At 46.6% G+C, this 17,124-nt stretch carries 14 protein-coding genes and 3 pseudogenes; 2 read left to right on the top strand and 15 right to left on the bottom strand.

Annotated features, from left to right (window positions below):
• Positions 1–36: 36 nt before the first annotated feature.
• The 13 genes and pseudogenes from LLG09_07110 to LLG09_07050 form a co-directional block, all read right to left on the bottom strand.
• Complete coding sequence (locus LLG09_07110; protein ID MCE5196878.1) at positions 37–519, bottom strand: DivIVA domain-containing protein; 483 nt, start codon at positions 517–519, stop codon at positions 37–39.
• Positions 520–559: 40 nt separating this feature from the next.
• On the bottom strand, positions 560–817 hold the full coding sequence (locus tag LLG09_07105; GenBank protein MCE5196877.1) for a YggT family protein: 258 nt from the start codon (positions 815–817) through the stop codon (positions 560–562).
• Positions 814–1,401, bottom strand: a complete 588-nt coding sequence (locus tag LLG09_07100; protein MCE5196876.1) for a cell division protein SepF — start codon at positions 1,399–1,401, stop codon at positions 814–816. Before LLG09_07100 ends, LLG09_07105 begins: the two co-directional genes overlap by 4 nt.
• Positions 1,402–1,423: 22 nt before the next feature.
• Complete coding sequence (locus LLG09_07095) at positions 1,424–2,110, bottom strand: YggS family pyridoxal phosphate-dependent enzyme (protein ID MCE5196875.1); 687 nt, start codon at positions 2,108–2,110, stop codon at positions 1,424–1,426.
• 1 nt (position 2,111) lies between these two features.
• Entirely contained in the window at positions 2,112–3,389 is a 1,278-nt protein-coding gene (locus LLG09_07090; GenBank protein MCE5196874.1) for a hypothetical protein, read from the bottom strand.
• 13 nt (positions 3,390–3,402) lie between these two features.
• Positions 3,403–3,870, bottom strand: coding sequence for a transcriptional regulator NrdR (nrdR, locus tag LLG09_07085; protein MCE5196873.1), 468 nt, complete (start codon positions 3,868–3,870; stop codon positions 3,403–3,405).
• A gap of 153 nt (positions 3,871–4,023) precedes the next feature.
• Positions 4,024–5,118, bottom strand: a complete 1,095-nt coding sequence (gene ftsZ, locus LLG09_07080; GenBank protein MCE5196872.1) for a cell division protein FtsZ — start codon at positions 5,116–5,118, stop codon at positions 4,024–4,026.
• Between the two features lie 746 nt (positions 5,119–5,864).
• Positions 5,865–9,008 carry an SMC family ATPase gene (locus LLG09_07075; GenBank protein ID MCE5196871.1) on the bottom strand — a complete coding sequence of 1,048 codons (3,144 nt, stop codon included), beginning with the start codon at positions 9,006–9,008 and terminating at the stop codon, positions 5,865–5,867.
• The gene (locus LLG09_07070; GenBank protein ID MCE5196870.1) at positions 9,005–10,156 is read right to left on the bottom strand and encodes an exonuclease SbcCD subunit D; all 1,152 of its coding nucleotides are present in this window, start codon (positions 10,154–10,156) and stop codon (positions 9,005–9,007) included. The genes LLG09_07075 and LLG09_07070 overlap by 4 nt, the downstream gene beginning before the upstream one ends.
• Positions 10,157–10,325: 169 nt before the next feature.
• Positions 10,326–10,511: a hypothetical protein gene (locus tag LLG09_07065; GenBank protein MCE5196869.1), complete on the bottom strand. Its 186-nt coding sequence runs from the start codon at positions 10,509–10,511 to the stop codon at positions 10,326–10,328.
• A gap of 62 nt (positions 10,512–10,573) precedes the next feature.
• Positions 10,574–11,437 (bottom strand): haloacid dehalogenase-like hydrolase, encoded by an 864-nt coding sequence (locus LLG09_07060; GenBank protein MCE5196868.1) that lies wholly within the window; start codon positions 11,435–11,437, stop codon positions 10,574–10,576.
• Between the two features lie 330 nt (positions 11,438–11,767).
• Positions 11,768–12,661: a GGDEF domain-containing protein gene (locus tag LLG09_07055; GenBank protein ID MCE5196867.1), complete on the bottom strand. Its 894-nt coding sequence runs from the start codon at positions 12,659–12,661 to the stop codon at positions 11,768–11,770.
• 106 nt (positions 12,662–12,767) lie between these two features.
• A pseudogene (locus LLG09_07050) lies at positions 12,768–12,904 on the bottom strand (DUF4256 domain-containing protein).
• A 205-nt stretch (positions 12,905–13,109) separates the two neighbouring features.
• Here LLG09_07050 and LLG09_07045 point away from each other — a divergent pair.
• Entirely contained in the window at positions 13,110–13,811 is a 702-nt protein-coding gene (locus LLG09_07045; protein ID MCE5196866.1) for a DNA alkylation repair protein, read from the top strand.
• Between the two features lie 199 nt (positions 13,812–14,010).
• On the opposite strand, the pseudogene LLG09_07040 reads toward LLG09_07045, so the two are convergent.
• Together LLG09_07040 and LLG09_07035 are read right to left on the bottom strand one after the other, a co-directional pair.
• Positions 14,011–14,249 (bottom strand): annotated as a pseudogene (locus LLG09_07040) (cation transporter).
• A gap of 39 nt (positions 14,250–14,288) precedes the next feature.
• Positions 14,289–15,128, bottom strand: a pseudogene (locus LLG09_07035) (HAD-IC family P-type ATPase).
• A gap of 170 nt (positions 15,129–15,298) precedes the next feature.
• Between LLG09_07035 and LLG09_07030 the strand changes: the two are divergent.
• On the top strand, positions 15,299–16,891 hold the full coding sequence (locus tag LLG09_07030; protein ID MCE5196865.1) for an ATP-binding cassette domain-containing protein: 1,593 nt from the start codon (positions 15,299–15,301) through the stop codon (positions 16,889–16,891).
• The last annotated feature ends 233 nt before the right edge of the window (positions 16,892–17,124 follow it).

Below are 17,124 nucleotides of genomic sequence, written 5' to 3'. Positions count from 1 at the left end.
TGACACAGCACTGTGCTATGCTGTGTCACACGTTGTTTATGATTTGATTTGTTTGATTTCATCATTCATAGGGAATTGCCATTCGGCGCTTTCCAGTAATTCCAGCTGTGCCTGCAGTACCGTTTTTAAACGTGCCCGGCAAACAACCGCGTCCTTACGCACGGCGTCATGCTCCGCTATTAATTTCTGCGCCCGGTTCATTGCTTCGTCAATGATCTTGCCGGCTTTGATCTCGGCTTCGCGAACGATCAGCTCTCCTTCACGCCTGGCATTCATTTTTAAAGAGTCTCCCGCTTCCTGCGCCACCACAATCGATTTTTGTAAGGTTTCTTCCATGCCCCGGAAGCTGTCCACTCGTTCGCTGCATTCGGAAAGCTTCTCTTTCAGAGCTGTGTTTTCACGATAGAGACTTTCAAAATTCTGAATCACTTCATCCAAAAAAGCATCCACTTCGGCTTCATCATAACCACGCAGTGCTTTTTTAAACTCTTTATTATGAATATCCATCGGACTCAGCATGGGGACTCCTCCTTTTTTTGTCGATGAACCTGAAAGCAAATTAAAATAGCCAGGAAACAAGGCTTTGCAGCAAGCTGAGCACAAAAAATAAAATCACAGGCGAAAGATCAATGTAGCCGCTGCCAAATTCAATTGGTTTCAGGAAACGGCGGAACGGTGCCAGCAACGGTTCTGTCCATCTTTCCAGCGTCAGCAGCCAGTCTTTTTTGGGGGGACGGACAAATAAGTCGGCAAACAAGCGCACCAGAATGACCCATTTCACCACTTCGATCAGGGTTGAGAGCAGACGACCGATCATGACATTTCTCCCTTTTCATCATGTTTGCGAACCAAGGAATCACGTGCCAGCAATGCTTCCTTTAAATTCGAAGAAACATCCACATCTCTGGGAGCTACCAGGAAAATATTGCCGCTGACTTTTTGCATACTTCCTTCTAAAGCGTAGGTTGCACCGCAAATGAAATCCAACATCGAACGAGCCAGATCGCCATCCAGACCTTCCAATGATACAATCACCGGTCGATCCGCTTTCATATGATCGACTAAAACCTGTACTTCCTCAAAACGATTGGGAGCATAGACGACCAGGCGGGAGTTTTCATTTCCGTTCATCATCGTATTTCCTTTCGGTGGCATGGACACCACGTTATTGGTAAGAACATTATTGCCGATTGAAAGATTGTTGCCGGAATTGCCATTGCCGACTGGCGGTGTCGGTGCAGGATTGCCCGTCTTACTTAAAATCCTGACGCCTTCCGATCTTTTCTCCAACGGCTGAGCTATCGGGGCCACGACTTCGCTTTCCTCTTCGAAATCGTCCTCCAATTCCTCTTCATCACCCAAGCCGATCATATTCCAGAATTTACTTAAGATGCCAGCCATTCAAATCATTCCTTTCCTTTGTCTATTGCGAAGAACGTTTACCAAAAATACCGGTGCCAATGCGGACAAAATCCGCTCCTTCTTCTATCGCAATTGGATAATCGTTGGTCATCCCCATCGATAACCAAAAACACGGAATTTGCGCCAACCGCAACGCCTGCAGTTCCTCCCTTTTCTGCCGCAGGCAGCGGAACACCGAGCGTATCTCCTCCGGCGTACCGGCAGCGGGAGCAATGGTCATCAATCCATCCACCATTATAGCGGGAAATCGGCTTAAACTGTGGCAGAATGTTGTAACTTCATCTAATTTTAGACCGAATTTACTGCTTTCTGCCGCGACATTCACTTCCAGCAGGCAATGCACCGGAGCCCCGCCGGCGCGTTTCTGAATTTCCGCTGCCAAATCCAGGCGATCGAGAGAATGAATCAATTCTGCCTGATGCACGATCCCCCTGACCTTATTGGTTTGTAAATGACCGATAAAATGCCAATGCGCATCAGGAAAAGCTGCCGCCTTAACGACGAATTCCTGTGCTTTATTTTCACCGAAGTGATTCAGACCGGCCTCGATTGCCTGCTGCACTGCCTCCGGACCGACTGTCTTACTGACCGCGATCAGTGTAACTGCATTGGCTGCACGATTCGCCCTGCGACAGGCTGCCTCAATTTCCGCTTGAATTTGAATTACGTTTTCTTGTATACTACTCAAGTTATTCACCGCTTACCAGAATCCCTTCTATCGCGAAACGCGGGTTGAGAATAATTTCTTTTGTCCCGCTCAAACCGCTTACATAAGCTCTCGCATCTCGTTCCTGCAATACTTCCACCGCTTGAAAGGTAACAACACCGCTCTCCACGCAATAAACGCCTTTGATTTTGCCTTTGCTGACAATGGCAGCCAATGGCAAATCGTAACCTGTTGCAGTGGTTTCAATCAGTGCCATACTCTGAAAGCGATCGGAGAGTGCCTCCGGCAGCAATTGATCGAAGCGATACGTGACGATTGCAGCTGTTTCCAGCAGCTCAATGCTCTCTACAGTGGTCTTAATCTGATTGCCCAGCGATGAAAGCAGCGTGGCCGTATCACCCGCCTGCAATTGCAGCCCATAATTATTTTCGTAAGCTGTGCACCAATACCATGGCGTTTTGATCACTTTAAACAACGGATGACCCGCTGTAATTTCTTCTTCTCTTTGATGCAGCACAACGGATGCATTCCGGAACGATTTCAGATCCTGCAAGGTGATCGAGCCGACGCTGGTTGTGGAAAGCAATCCCTCGTATCCGTCACAGATAAAACTGACGATCCCTTCATAAGGTGTTGTAACAATCTTTGCATCTTTTTTCAAAGCGGTTTGGATCAGTGCTTCTTCGGCATCCCAGGTTGCCCGGTTATCCGAAAGGGCTTCTTTCTCTGCCTGTAAGGTCAGTTTATTTGCCTCTAAGGTTTCAATCTGCTTGTCGATCCGACTGAGTGCATCCGGATCATTCCTGACCTTATCGGACGATTTCTGCTTTGTCAAATTGGCAATGTCAGTATCAACTTCCTGTATTGTTTTTGTATAATACTCTGTTTTGGACTGGAAGCTGTTTAAATCATGGAGCCGATTTTCCGCTATTTTCTGCAAGGCATCTTCATACTTACGAATGGCAGCATAATCGTAAATCTCTGCAGCTTGCCCCGCAACGGTAAGACTGCTGCCCTCTGCGCACAGAGCCTGCCATTTACCGCTGTAAGGCGATACCACAACTGTTTCATCACGCAAAATAACGCCTTCGCTTGGATGTGAGACAATCAGTTTTGTTTCGCTGAATTGCTCGCTGCGCATCATTTTCAGATTAAAACTGCGATAAAGTGTGATGCCGCCCCGGATGAGAAAAAAAAGTCCGACGGCTGTCAACAAGCAGATAAAAACTTTCAGAACGAAACGGCGGCGTTTTTTGGCTAACCGTCTCCTGGATGAACGGGTTTTGCGTGTCTTCTTCATCACTCAATCACCGCTATGCTTCCGTTTTCTTTTCACCGTTTAATTTTTCCAGTTCCAGAATAAAATGATCGATATCCTCAAAGTGGCGATAGACCGATGCGAACCGCACATAAGCGACCGAATCCACTTCTTTCAGGCGGCACATCACTGCTTCGCCGATCACACGGCTGGGAATCTCCTGCTTGAGTGAATTGCGCAGCTCCAGTTCAATATCATTGACCATTTCGTTGAGCGTATCCATGGGGATACAGCGCTTCTCGCATGCTTTCAGTAAGCCGTTTAAGATTTTATTACGATCAAAGACTTCACGGCCGCCATCCCGCTTCACTACCACCATGGCCATTTCCTCTACTTTCTCATACGTGGTAAACCGTCTGAGGCAACGAATACACTCCCTGCGGCGCCGGATAGCGGTTCCTTCTTCAATCGGGCGGGAATCGATCACTTTACTATCAGCCGTATTACAAAACGGACAATTCATCTCTGTTCCCCCTCTCCAAAGAAGCATATCTGCTCTTTTTAAATACGACATCCTCCGCTTCAATTCCTTTTTTGAGTGAAAATAAGTTCCATCGCCAAACTAAAAATTCCCCGCAGCCTGACAGCCCGAGGAATTTTTCTGATTTTGTAAAAGCTATTTCTTCTGCAGGAAGGGCGGCACACTTAATCCAGCCAGTGCTTCCTCCGTTATCGGAGCAACATTTTTAGCGGCAAACCCCTTTTGGGTCTGCACTTCTATGCGGCTGTTCTTATCAAAATAAGGTGTCTTGGGCATCGACTGATCAAAACCGGTAGCCACCACTGTAATCCGGACCTGATCTTTCAATTTTTCTTCAATGCGGGCACCCCAGATAATATTCGCTTCCGGGTCTGCCGCTTCGGCGATGATGGCGGCAGCTTCATCAGTTTCAAATAAAGTAAAATCAGGTCCTCCGGCGATATCCAATAAAACACCGCGGGCGCCTTGAATTGACATTTCCAGCAGCGGTGAAGAAATTGCCATCTTAGCAGCTTCCGTTGCGCGCCCTTCACCCTGACCATAGCCGATTCCCATGATGGCGGAACCGGAGTTGCGCATAATGGTGGAAACATCGGCAAAATCGAGGTTGATAATGGCCGGCACGATAATCAATTCAGAGATCCCCTGGACTCCCTGGCGCAGCACTTCATCTACCATCTTAAAAGCATCCAGCAAAGAGGTTTTTTTATCGATCACTTTGATCAGCCGTTCATTGGGAATTGTAATCAGCGCATCCACTTTTTCTCTTAAATGGCTGATGCCGGCTTCGGCTTGCGTAGCGCGCCGACGTCCTTCAAACGCAAACGGCTTGGTGACCACCCCGATCGTTAAAGCACCCATATCCTTCGATACTTCCGCTACAACAGAAGCGGCGCCGGTTCCGGTACCGCCACCCATCCCGGCAGTGATAAAGACCATATCGGCGCCTTTGAGAATACGCTGAATTTCGTCGCGGCTTTCTTCGGCGGCCTGAAAACCAATTTCCGGATTGCCGCCAGCCCCCTGACCATGCGTCAGCTTGAAGCCGATCTGCAGCTTTTGATCGGCCAGGGAATGCGATAAAACCTGCCCATCGGTATTGATGGCAATGAATTCAACCCCTTTTAAACCGGCAGAAATCATACGATCCACGGCATTGCTGCCGCCGCCGCCTACACCGACTACTTTTATTTTGGTAATTTCATGCATATCAAATTGAGCTTCCAACATGGTTAACACTCCTCTGCCTTCAGTCTCTGAAAATATCCCGTTTCGCTTGCGGACAAGCCGCATTTCCTTGTTATCCCCAAAGTATTGCTGTGTTGTTTTACTGCAGCGGAACCGGTAAATTATTGTTTTCCGGTTCAGAACCAGGCGGTGATTCAGCTGACCTGCCTTTTTTTACTTTGTTCTCTAAAAACCCACCACAGCATTTTGTTAACTTCTATATGGAGAGAAGGAATCCCTTCTGCGTTAACAAAAAATCTACAATTATCTGCTTTTCAATTCAACTTCAATGACGGTACCCACAGATTCCGGCAAACGGAGATCATCACCGGGTGAAACAAATATCACATCCGCCTGAAGACTGGTCACCCAATTACGAATTTCCCAGGGCATCGTCGCCCCGCCTGGTTCGCGATGCCCTGACAAGCACCTGGCCCCCGGCTGAGCAAAGCAACAAAACCTTCCCCACTGACTTGCGGACGGATGTCAATCAGAACACCTGCTTGATCAGAGCGGAGCCTGCGCAGCAATTCCGTCGCTTTCCAAGCTTCCCCGCGCAGATCTCCGTAGAAATAATCACACCAAAGAGATTGATTTTGCCATGGCTTTTGTACAATACCTCTATTTTGGCAGGCAGGTGAGTGCAATTACGATGGACATCATGCCCGAAGCCTTGAAATGGACGGATTCTCCCGCATGGGATAATACCTATCACCGGATCGCGGGATGCTGCCAATCCGAAACAGTTCTCAGCATTTGATGCTGATGCTGCTGCCGGTATGACTTTTTTTGATGATGATTTGTTGATCGATCCGTTCTTTCAATTCGCTGACATGAGAAATAATACCGACCAATCGGTTACCCATCGCCAGGTTGTTCAGCGTTTGAATCGCCTGTTCCAGCGATTCCGCATCCAACGCACCAAAACCTTCATCAATGAACAGCGTATCAATTTCCACGCCGCCGGCATAACTCTGGATCACATCGGATAAGCCCAAAGCCAATGCCAGGGAAGCTTTGAAAGACTCGCCGCCGGACAAGGATTTTACCGAGCGCAATTTTCCGGTATAGTGATCCAAAACATCAATTTCCAAACCTGTCAGTGTGTGTAAATTGCCGTTTTCCTCGCTGCGGAACAATTCGAAGCGATTGCCGGACATCAGACGCAGTCTTTTATTTGCTTCCGCTAAAATCTGGTTGAAATAAGCGAACTGCACATATTGTTCAAATGCTATTTTCTGCTTGCCAACCAGATTGCCATTTGCCGTTTTGGAAAGATCCGAGATCAATAAATATTCCGCTTGACAGAAGCGCTGCTCTTGCAGCGCTTTCGCTAAAGCCATCGCTGCGGTCTGATTGACTCCGGAACGCGTCGTGACCGTTTTCGCTTTGCTGTCGATCGCATTTTTCTGTACGCTCAAAGACGCTTTTTCACGTTCCAGGACGCTGAGATCCTGCTTCGCTTTACCTTTGGTAGCTTGAGACAGCCGGAGCAATTCCTGCTGAAGATGCTTTTGCTCATTCTGATAGAGCTCAATACTTTCCCGAATTGCTTTGATTTCTGCTTCTGTCCGCAGGGCTTGCAGATAGCTTTGTTCATCGGTAAAACCGCATTCCGCCCGTTTCTTCCGGTAGATTGCGGCGGTTTCGGCGCTCTGTACTTGCGCCGCTGCGGCACGGACTCTTTGATCTGCCAGCACCGCCTGCTGACTCTGCCATTCTGCCTGCGCCTGATTGAAATTATCTTCTGCTGCTTGCACAGCGGTCTTGAGTTGAGTCACTTCCTGTCGCCAGAGGACTGCTTTTGCTTCCGCCTCTTCACGGGAAGCAAAAACAAGAGCAGCCTGCAGAACGCTCAGTTCGCCAAAGATAGCAGCTAATTCGGTAGCGAGCCCCTGCAGCAACTGTTCCTTTTCTGCCATAAGTGCCGTATTCTCCGTATTGGTCTTTTCCAATAGGATCAGATTCTTCCGGCACAGCGCTTTGCGTTCCACCGCTTTTTGCAGACGCAGCCTCAGCTCTTGATTCTTCGCTGTTTGCTCCCGGCAAGCGGTCAGCGCCAAACCGGTATGTTCCATCAGCTGTGCTTGCGACAGAAAATCCGCTTCTTCCGCCGTACAGCGTTGTACATCCTGAAGCAAAAATTCCTGCAGCGACTGCATTTCCGTCCGCTTCGCAGCCGCCGCTTCGCTGGCTGTCTGCATTTTGTCGCGGCTGTTTTGACTTTTTTGCTTTGCTTGATTCAATTCCGTTTCGCCGGGTGCTCCCTGGGAAGCCACTGCCTTTTGTGGGTGTTGCAAGGAACCGCAAACAGGGCAAGCCTTTCCGTCTTCCAGAGTAGCTGCCAGAATCCCTGCCTGTTCCCGAAAAAATGCACTCGTTTTCTGATTATAATCGGCCTCCGCTTGCTGGAAGAGCTTTTCTGCCGCCAGATACCGCTGCTGCAGCTGCTCAGATTCCGCTTGCAGGGCTTTGAATTTCAGCAATTTTATTTGCAGCTGCCGTAAATCCGTTTCTCTGTTTTGCAGCAGCTGTGTCTCTTGTTCGCAGCGCGCCAGCTCAACTTCCGCCGATACCAATTGATCCAATTCAACCTGGAAAGCGCTTTTCTGCTCGAGCACACTCTGCTGGTTTTGCTGCAGCCGCTGCAAATCTTCTTGAATTTGCTTCTTATTTGCAGTCAGCTGCTGCATTTTTTGTTTTAATTTACTGACCGCATCATATTGCGGCAGTGTTTTTTCCAGCTGATCCAAAACAGCCATCAATTGCTCCCGCTGCGGTTCTCTGCTCTTTTCTGTCTGGTAAATTTGCCGCAGATATTCCGTTTGCGTCCATTGACTTGCCACTACGGCAGACAGCTCTTCCACGCTCTGCTTTAAATCAGCTGAGAGTTTTTCTTCCCGCAGGAAATCAAGCTGTAATGGCCGCACCAGGCGAAGCGCTTGCTCAGCTACCAGCAATTCTTGCTTGCGCAGCAAAATATCGGTCTCCTCGGCCGCTAATTCCTTCTGACGCGCTTCTGCATTGTACAGGTCCATAAAAGCTTGATTGATGAATTCAGCCTCGGTTCTTTGAGCAATCAATAAAGCCATGGCTTGTTCATTTTTTCTGCTCTCCTGCAGCAATTGCTCTTGCAGCCGCGTATCGCTGGCATTCTGTTCCTGCAGCAAGCTTAGCACATCCTCTGCGCTGTAGACATCCTGTCTTGCCTGCAGCGCCGCCAGCGGTTGGTTTTCTGCCTCTTCGGTCAGGAGAATCCCTGCCATATACTGCAAAATACTTTGCTGATTGCTCTCACAATGACGCCTGGCCGCTTTTTCTTTCTCCTTCAGGAGTTCCTGAGCGGTCTGAAATACTTCCGTGTTGAAAACCCGCCGGAAAATCTCACCGCGTGTTCTGCTGTCGGCCAGTAATAACTGCAGGAATTCGCCTTGGGCAATCATGGCGATCTGTTTAAATTGTTTGTAGTCGACTCCCAGCAAATCTGTGATTTTTGCGGTGACTTCCCTGGCGCCTGTAATGATGCCGCCGTCCGGCATGGTCAGCACTGCCTCTGCGTTTTCTGTCGTAAAACCATTTTTATGCTTTTTCGGACGTAAATAGCTGGGATTTCGCTTGATGGTATATGCTTTTCCTTTATGGACAAAGAGCAATTCCACATACGTCTTGCAGTCGGCTTCGGCAAAATCGCTGCGCAGAGAATCCACACTGCGGGTAGAACCGCTGGCTTCTCCGAACAAAGCAAAAGCGATGGCATCAAAAACCGTGGTTTTACCGGCGCCGGTATCACCGCTGATTAAAAAAAGACCCTGCCCGCCAAAAGCCTGCAAATCAAGTTCCGTTCTGGCAGCATATGGACCAAAAGCAGACATGACGACTTTGAGCGGTCTCATACGGATTCGCCTCCTGCCTGACGAAAAATCTTTTCCATGAGCTGCAGTTGTTCTGTCGTTAAGGTTTGATTATTCTGCAATTGGTAAAATTCCGCAAACAGACTCAGCGGGTTTTTTAAATTGACATTTGCCGCATTGCTGGCTGCGGCAGCCGCCGTGCCGCGCGTGCGGCAATTATCAAAATCCAGCATCATTAAATTGGGGTAGACCCGGCGCAGCTGCCCAACGGCATCATAAAGTTCGTCTTCATCTGTCAGGGTGACATGCAGGTAATCCTGCGCGGCGGGTCCCTCGCTTTGGCCGATTTTCAGCAATTCGCTGAGCGGTCCTCTGATCTCCCGCATATCATGCAGGGGCTGCAGCATAACCGAGCGCATAACCAGGCTGCCTTTTTGCCGCAATTCGAGCAAGGTAACCGATTTGCGCTGCCGTGCTTCCGAAAAAGAATACTTCAGCGGTGACCCGGCATAACGAATACTCTCCCGCAGGATTTGCTGCGGGCCATGCAGATGGCCTAAGGCGACATAATCAAACCCTGCAAAGAGCTCCGCTCCAATCTGATCCAAGCCGCCCACCGCAACGCTCTCCGAATCGGAGCGCTGCGGCGCTTGCATGCCACCCGTAACAAACTGATGTGCCAACAGCAGATTACGTTCCTGCGGGTCGATTTGGCTCGCGGTCAATACGGCACGGACTGCATCGTCATAAGTTTCGATTTTGCTTTCAAAATAAGGCCGGACCAATGCCGGTTTGAGATAGGGCAATAAGTAAAGGTTGAGCGGTCCGTATTCATCTGTCAGTACATAATGATCCAGCCGGCCATTGAAAACGCCGGCGATGGTCAGATGATTTTTCTGTAGGATTCGGCTGCCGAATCCCAAGCGTTCCGGTGAATCGTGATTACCGCTGATCAGAAAGACCTGTCGGTCAAGCATAATCAGAGTGGTAAGAAATTCATCCATCAATTCCACCGCATCTATCGATGGTTGGCTTTTGTCGTAGAGATCACCGGCAATCAGGATGACTTCCGGTTGTTCCCGCTCAATAATCTGCAGAATTTGCTGCAGGATATTGCGTTGGTCTTCGATCAGGTCGAATTCGTTGACCCGCTTACCCAGATGCAGATCAGCCAGATGCAGTAATTTCATAAGATCCTCCCCAAAAGTGACAAGTGAAAAGCCATGCCATCTGCCTGATTTTCCACTTTTTTGTTCGTCACAGAAACTGCTCATTTTTCACTATAATAATGATACTTGCTGTCCAACCTTTTGGTGTCTGCCGCTTTCAGCATTTCTGCAATGTTAATTCCTCACTTCGCTACTCCAACTCCAAAGCCACTGAAATATCGGATTGCTTTGGCTCTGCTTCAAACGCCTCGGTCGCCTTTTTCAGCGATTCTTCTGTTTTATTCTCCGCTTTGATGACAAATTCATCTCCGCCGGCACGAAACACTTTTTCTTCCCCAAAATGCTGATTCAATAAAGGCGCCACCCGGTTCAGAATTGCATCTCCTTGATCTGTCCGAATTGATTATTATACTCATGCAATCCGTTGACATCCGCATATTAACTCTTTTTCGGTTTTGATCGAATCTGCATCAGCTGCTCCTGGTTCTTCCGTTTTAAACCTTCCACCATTGCCATGGTGCGAATGATATCCTGAACAATTTCATCCAGCTCAAAGTGTTCAGAGTAATCCGCCGGGACAAGAAAGTCGACTCGTTCATGCGTCAGCAGTTCTTCCACCGCTTCTCTTCGCCCCTTCTGATAAACGGCAATGGAATAACCGCCGTTTTCTTTGACCAAATGCATGCATGGCACATCGGTTAAGCCATCACCAATATAAATCATATTACGAAAAGGCACTGCACGTTCTTCCTGCGCCTTAAATTTGTTCAGATCGTCATCATTGGAGACATCGAGCACACCTTTGTTGACCCGATATAAAAATTGCGTTTTGGTGGTATAATTGACCATGTTTTTTGGCCAGCAAGCATCACCTTTTTCGTCGTAATAATATTCACTGGCAAACACCTCCCGAAAATGCGGATAAATACTGGAACCTTCGATAATTTCACGTAAACCGGAGGAGATAATGTAATGCTCAACAGTCATCTGCATGGTTTCCCCCAGACGATTGATGCGGTCAAACCAACTCTCCACCCCCGGGAAAAATTGTAAAGCGCTGCCGAAGGTAACAAAGTTATCCCGTGAAACCGGTTCGCCGGCTTTCTTTGCTTTTTGCAGCATCAAATACATCGAAGCCAGAATGCGATCCATTTTCTGCTCTTTCGCTAAGCCATTGGATTCCAGCCAAAAAGCAGCTGGTTCCATGTTCACCTCCGGAATAAAACTGTACTCCTGCATATCTTTTGTACAGAGTGTTTTATCAAAGTCATAAAGCAATGCGATTACAGGCTTTTCAGACATTCTTTTTACCCCTTTTGTAGGATCGTTTGGCAGCTGCTATTTTGGCAATGATATCTCATTTGATCCGCCTAGCGCTGCGTTAACCGATCAATTTCTGTTCTTTTCCCTTGATATACCTTACATTAGAGAGGCGGCAATCCAATTCCTTCTGCGGTTTGATCCGGAAGTGCTTCTATTCCGGAATTAACCCAATTACTTTTGCAGCTTCTGGCCGCATCGTAAAATAAACTGCCTATGAAATTTGCAGGGAAGATATTTTCGCCGACTATTAGTTTATGGTTTGCTCATCTACAAACAGAATCGTTGCAAAAAATCATAGTAAACTATGATTTAGAACTCAACCCTGTTTCGCCCCTTGCTTTTGGCTAAGTATAATTTTTCATCAGCACGCCTGATCAAATCCTCGGCGCTCTCCTGTCCTGCCGATTTTAAATTAGAAATTCCAAAACTGGCAGTGACGCTAAATTCTGCTTCCTGATAGCGAATGCCGGAGTGTTCCAGTAATTCGCGCATGGATTCCGCAGTTGCTTTTGCCGCCTCAAGATTGACCCCCGGCATACAAATCACAAATTCTTCCCCTCCAAATCGAGCGATCCAGTCGCTGGTTCCGGTCAAACAACCGGATAAAGTTGCAGCGACATGTTTCAGTATATGGTCTCCGCCAAGATGACCGTATGTATCGTTAATTTTTTTAAAATGATCGATATCAACCATTATAATCGATAATTCCGCAGCTGATAAAATCGAATTCAGTAAATCAACCGGAAGTTTTTCCATGAGAAATCGACGATTATAAAGGCCGGTTAATGAATCACTAAAAGCAAGTTTGTTCAGATTATCGATCAGCGCGTGAATTCCGATCTGCTCCAAAACAGTGTCCGTACCAACATCATAAAGGACACTTTGGGTAATGTCCTTGAGCAGCTCGATAACAATTCTTCTGTCGGTTAAATGATACGGAACCGCGGTAATCAAGTATGTCTTATCTCTTGTGTATTCGATTTTTGTATAGGTTATATTATCATTAAAAGCCCTCATAGAAATGCAGTTGTCACAAATTTTGTTTTTGTCCCAGAAATCAAAACAGTGCGCTTCGTCAATCACAGCCACGCGATCTTTATATTCGGTCACCGTTTTTTGCAGCGGATCAACAATGCGTGTGAGATCACTGATTTTAGCAAATAGCGCAGGGCTGTTCAAAAATTCGATGATATGTCGTTCCATAAATTCAACTCCTCATTTTCATACTATTGTTAAACGATCAAAGGACTGCGGAACCCTCTGCCGGAGCAATAGGAATCCGCACTCCTGTCATATGCAAAGATCCGGGAGCCCTCCGGTCCCAGCAAAGACTTCTGTATCCGACAGAACTTTCCACAGAACAATGAAAAAACGATATTCGCCTGTCTTGCTGTCATATCCAAGCACATCCGGTTCGTCTACGCTGATTTCCATTGTATTAAGCGATCCGGTTTATTAAGCGATCCTGTTTTTCCGGGGTTTGCTTCCGGTTCCGTCTGCCCTGCGCCCAGGTTATACTGATGATTATACCAGATTTTACAGTTTATTCAAGGAAAGCAGCTGTTTTCTCTGCGAATTTCCTTTGCCTTCCTATCAACCTTATACGATCTTGAACATCTGTTCCTCTTATGCTAAGATTAGAAGAACCTCAATGATCCATCTTATTAACGCAAAGAAAGCAGTGATCAATTTGTTTGATATCGTAAGAGAAGCCGGAAACAGAATTCAGAGTGCATCGATCAGTCCGCACTTAACAATAGGCAGCATACGGGCGATCTCTTTCTCTCTCTATCAGGTGTTAGAGGACAAGAGTTTGGGTCATGTCTTAGCGCTCTGTGAACAGCTGCTAAACGAGCGTGAATGGGCGTTCGGCATCATTGCCTATGATTGGGCCTACAGAATCCGAAATTCCTATGACACTAATACTTTCTCTGTCTTTGAATCCTGGCTGATGCATTATGTCTCCGATTGGAGTGATTGTGATGATTTCTGTACGCATGCTTTTGGTTCTTTGCTGAGCCAAAACAATAATTTATTCGAATCCGTATTAAAATGGACGGAGCATCCTAAGTTTAGTGTCAGGCGTGCCGCCGCTGTGGTCTTGATCTATCCGATTAAACATCAGAAATATCATGGTTTTAACCCTTTCCTCATTTCCGATCTGTTAAGGAATGATTCACACTATCTCGTATTAAAAGGTTATGGCTGGATGCTCAAGGTATTCTCTCAGGTTGAACCGAAAGCTGTCTATGAATATTTACTCATAAACAAACCCCAAATGCCCAAAATCGCTTTTAGATATGCTGCGGAAAAATTCAGCAGTGAACAAAAATATCAACTTATGAAGCACTAAGAGATAATCAAACGCAATTCGCTGTGCTTTTGCCTCTTCATTTGATAGGTAATCCATGTTTTAACTTTCTTCAAACCGAGATTGACTAATCATAAGCACAGTACCGTACCGAGCGGATGAAGATGTTTTCCGGATGCGAAGCTATAAAAAAAGGAACGGTTGAGACCGTTCCGCAAAATACCGTTTTGGCTTTGACCGCTTATTTCACTTTCACTTGAAATTTTTTAACTTCATAGCCAAGCGCGGTGATCGCCCGCTCGATTTCTCCGATTGCCAGCTTTTCCTGATCAAAATTCAGTTTAACCTTACTTGAGTTAAACGATACGCTGACACTTTCTTTTTCCACGCCATTCAGTAATTTTACAGCACTTTCAATTTCAATGCACACGACGGACAGGTTAAGCTTGCTAATTGAACCGTTGCTTTTTGCTTTTTCAATTTTCCTTTCTTGCTAATGGTTAGTTCGGTTTAGAATTGTTAATTTATTGCGTAGCGTAGCAGCCTCATGCCATTGAAAATAACGGCTAAGATACTCGCTTCGTGGACCAGCATCCCTATGGACATGTTCATCCATTCGCTGAAGAAAACGTTGGCCAGCAAGAAGAAGACAACGCCCACTGCGATGATAATATTTTGCCGCATGTTACGCGCTATCGCTTTGGTTAAGCCGAGAGCATGAGGCAACCGGCTGAAATCTGAGTTCATCAGGACAACATCGGAGGTTTCAATCGCAATATCTGTCCCACTGCCCATGGCAATACCAATTTGCGCCAAAGCCAGAGAAGGACTGTTGTTGACTCCATCGCCCACAAAAGCCACAATTTGCCCTTTGGACTGCAGCATTTTAATATAGGCCGCCTTATCTTCCGGCAGCATGTGACCATGGGCTTCTGTCAAGCCAAGTTCACGGGCAACCAAATCAACGGTTCCCTGATGATCTCCCGAAAGCACAATCAGGTTCTTCACACCTAATTCTTTCAGCTTTTCAAGATCCGCTTTCACACCCGGGCGAATCTGGTCACGAATACCCATGAGAACTGCTAATTCACCATCCAGCGCCATCAGCACGAGTGAACTGCCGCTTTGTACCAAACGCACCAGATCGGTGCTCGCTTTTTCATTGAACTGTACATTTTCCCGCCGCATCAGTGCGAGATTGCCGACCGCGACCCGATGACCGGCTACCTTCGCTATAATACCGCTGCCTTTCACCGCATTGGTTTCTTGCACAGGATAGAAATCTGCGGCTCCGATTGATTCTACCACAGCTTTCGTTAAGGGGTGATTCGATTCCTTTTCAATCTTGGCAAGGTATGCCAGTACCCGTGTACCAGGGGGACGGGGGTGTTGGCACAGGTAGATTAATTGGTTAGCGCGTGTACCAGGGGGACGGGGGTGTTGGCACAGGTAGATTAATTGGTTAGAGTGTGATATAATATAAAAGTTCAGTTAAATTTGAAACTATAAATTATAAGGTGGATGGATCAGTGATAAGTACAAGCAATGTGAGTTTAAGATACGGCGGCCGCAAATTGTTTGATGATGTGAATATCAAATTTACACATGGCAACTGTTACGGCTTAATTGGTGCCAATGGAACCGGGAAATCTACATTTCTCAAGATATTGACGGGAGAAATTGAACCAAACCAAGGTGAAGTCCTCATCACCCCCGGTGAGCGCTTAGCGGTTCTAAAACAGGATCATTTTAAATTTGATGAGTATGAAGTCATGCAAACGGTTATCATGGGACACGCAAGGCTTTTTCAAATCATGCAAGAAAAAGATCTGATCTACGGAAAAGCAGAATTCACTGATGGAGACGGAATCAAAGCTGCCGAATTGGAATTTGAATTCGATGAACTGCATGGCTGGGAGGCAGAACCGGAAGCGGCATCACTCCTGACTGGACTGGGTTTAGAAGAATCGCTGCATCACAAGCTGATGAAAGAATTGAATGGTGATGAAAAAATAAAAATCTTGTTGGCTCAGGCTTTATTTGGTCAACCAGACATCTTGCTGTTGGATGAACCAACCAACCATCTGGATCTGAAAGCGATCGCCTGGTTAGAAAATTTCCTCTCCAATTTTGAAAGCACCGTCATTGTGGTTTCACATGACCGACATTTTCTTAATAAAGTATGCACGCACATCGCCGATGTTGATTATGGCAAAATACAAATTTACAATGGTAATTATGATTTTTGGTATCATTCCAGTCAGTTAGCACTGCAAATGCAGCGTGATCAAAACAAAAAAGCGGAAGAGAAGCGCAAAGATTTACAGGATTTTATTGATCGCTTCAGCGCCAACGCCTCCAAATCAAAACAAGCCACCTCCCGAAAAAAGCAGCTGGAGAAACTGACGATTGAAGATATCAAACCTTCCTCCAGAAAATATCCTTACGTAGGTTTCAAACCTGAAAGAGAAGCCGGCAACGAACTGTTAAATGTGGCTAACCTGACGGGAACGATGAACGGCCAAATGCTTTTGAATCAGATCAGCTTTAAGCTGGATAAAGGCGATAAGGTTGCTTTTGTTGGGACGAATGAACAAGCGCAAACGACCCTGTTTAAAATTCTGATGAACGAGCTGACGGCAGACAGTGGTGAATTCAAATGGGGGGTAACAACTTCCCAAGCTTACTTCCCCAAGGACAATACCGAGTTCTTTCAAAACGTTCCGCTCAATCTTGTTGATTGGATGCGTCAGTTTTCCGTGGAACAGGCAGAAAGCTTCATCAGAGGCTATCTGGGCAGATTATTGTTTTCCGGCGAAGAATCTCAAAAAGAAGCAAGCGTTCTTTCCGGCGGCGAGCGAGTCCGCTGTATGCTATGCAAGATGATGCTCAGCAATGCCAATGTTCTCCTACTGGATGAGCCGACCAATCATCTGGATCTGGAATCGATCACCTCACTCAACGATGGCTTGATTAACTTTTCTGGCACTCTCCTTTTTGCCTCACATGATCATGAATTTGTGCAAACTATTGCCAACCGCATCATTGAAATTACGCCGGATGGCATCATCGACAGAAAAATGTCTTATGATGAATATTTGGAATTGAATCTACATGAATAAGATCAGCCCTGTTACTGCGTCATATCGGCAGTAATAGGGCTGATCATTTTTTGAAGCAGCTTGTCTGTGCGCTAGCCGTAGCAAACTGATTCGCTGCGGCTAGTGCTTCGTATGGGTTCCACTTTAAAATTCATTGCTGTGATTTACATACCTTACTTAATAGAGGATCAGCGTATCGATTTCGCTGAGGGTAGCAGAATCATAAGAGCTGATTTTGCTTCCTTGGATGTAAT

Source organism: Negativicutes bacterium (assembly GCA_021372785.1).
In the GTDB taxonomy this organism is placed as follows: domain Bacteria; phylum Bacillota; class JAAYKD01; order JAAYKD01; family JAAYKD01; genus JAJFTT01.
The sequence above is the reverse complement of the archived record's forward strand: the minus strand, read 5'-3'. Positions and strand labels throughout refer to the sequence as shown.

Excerpts from the sequence above, each read along its gene's own strand:
- LLG09_07110 (MCE5196878.1), bottom strand. The coding sequence starts at position 519 with ATGCTGAGTCCGATGGATATTCATAATAAAGAGTTTAAAAAAGCACTG.
- LLG09_07105 (MCE5196877.1), bottom strand. The coding sequence starts at position 817 with ATGATCGGTCGTCTGCTCTCAACCCTGATCGAAGTGGTGAAATGGGTC.
- LLG09_07100 (MCE5196876.1), bottom strand. The coding sequence starts at position 1,401 with ATGGCTGGCATCTTAAGTAAATTCTGGAATATGATCGGCTTGGGTGAT.
- LLG09_07090 (MCE5196874.1), bottom strand. The coding sequence starts at position 3,389 with ATGAAGAAGACACGCAAAACCCGTTCATCCAGGAGACGGTTAGCCAAA.
- nrdR (MCE5196873.1), bottom strand. The coding sequence starts at position 3,870 with ATGAATTGTCCGTTTTGTAATACGGCTGATAGTAAAGTGATCGATTCC.
- ftsZ (MCE5196872.1), bottom strand. The coding sequence starts at position 5,118 with ATGTTGGAAGCTCAATTTGATATGCATGAAATTACCAAAATAAAAGTA.
- LLG09_07075 (MCE5196871.1), bottom strand. The coding sequence starts at position 9,008 with ATGAGACCGCTCAAAGTCGTCATGTCTGCTTTTGGTCCATATGCTGCC.
- LLG09_07070 (MCE5196870.1), bottom strand. The coding sequence starts at position 10,156 with ATGAAATTACTGCATCTGGCTGATCTGCATCTGGGTAAGCGGGTCAAC.
- LLG09_07060 (MCE5196868.1), bottom strand. The coding sequence starts at position 11,437 with ATGTCTGAAAAGCCTGTAATCGCATTGCTTTATGACTTTGATAAAACA.
- LLG09_07055 (MCE5196867.1), bottom strand. The coding sequence starts at position 12,661 with ATGGAACGACATATCATCGAATTTTTGAACAGCCCTGCGCTATTTGCT.
- LLG09_07045 (MCE5196866.1), top strand. The coding sequence starts at position 13,110 with ATGATCCATCTTATTAACGCAAAGAAAGCAGTGATCAATTTGTTTGAT.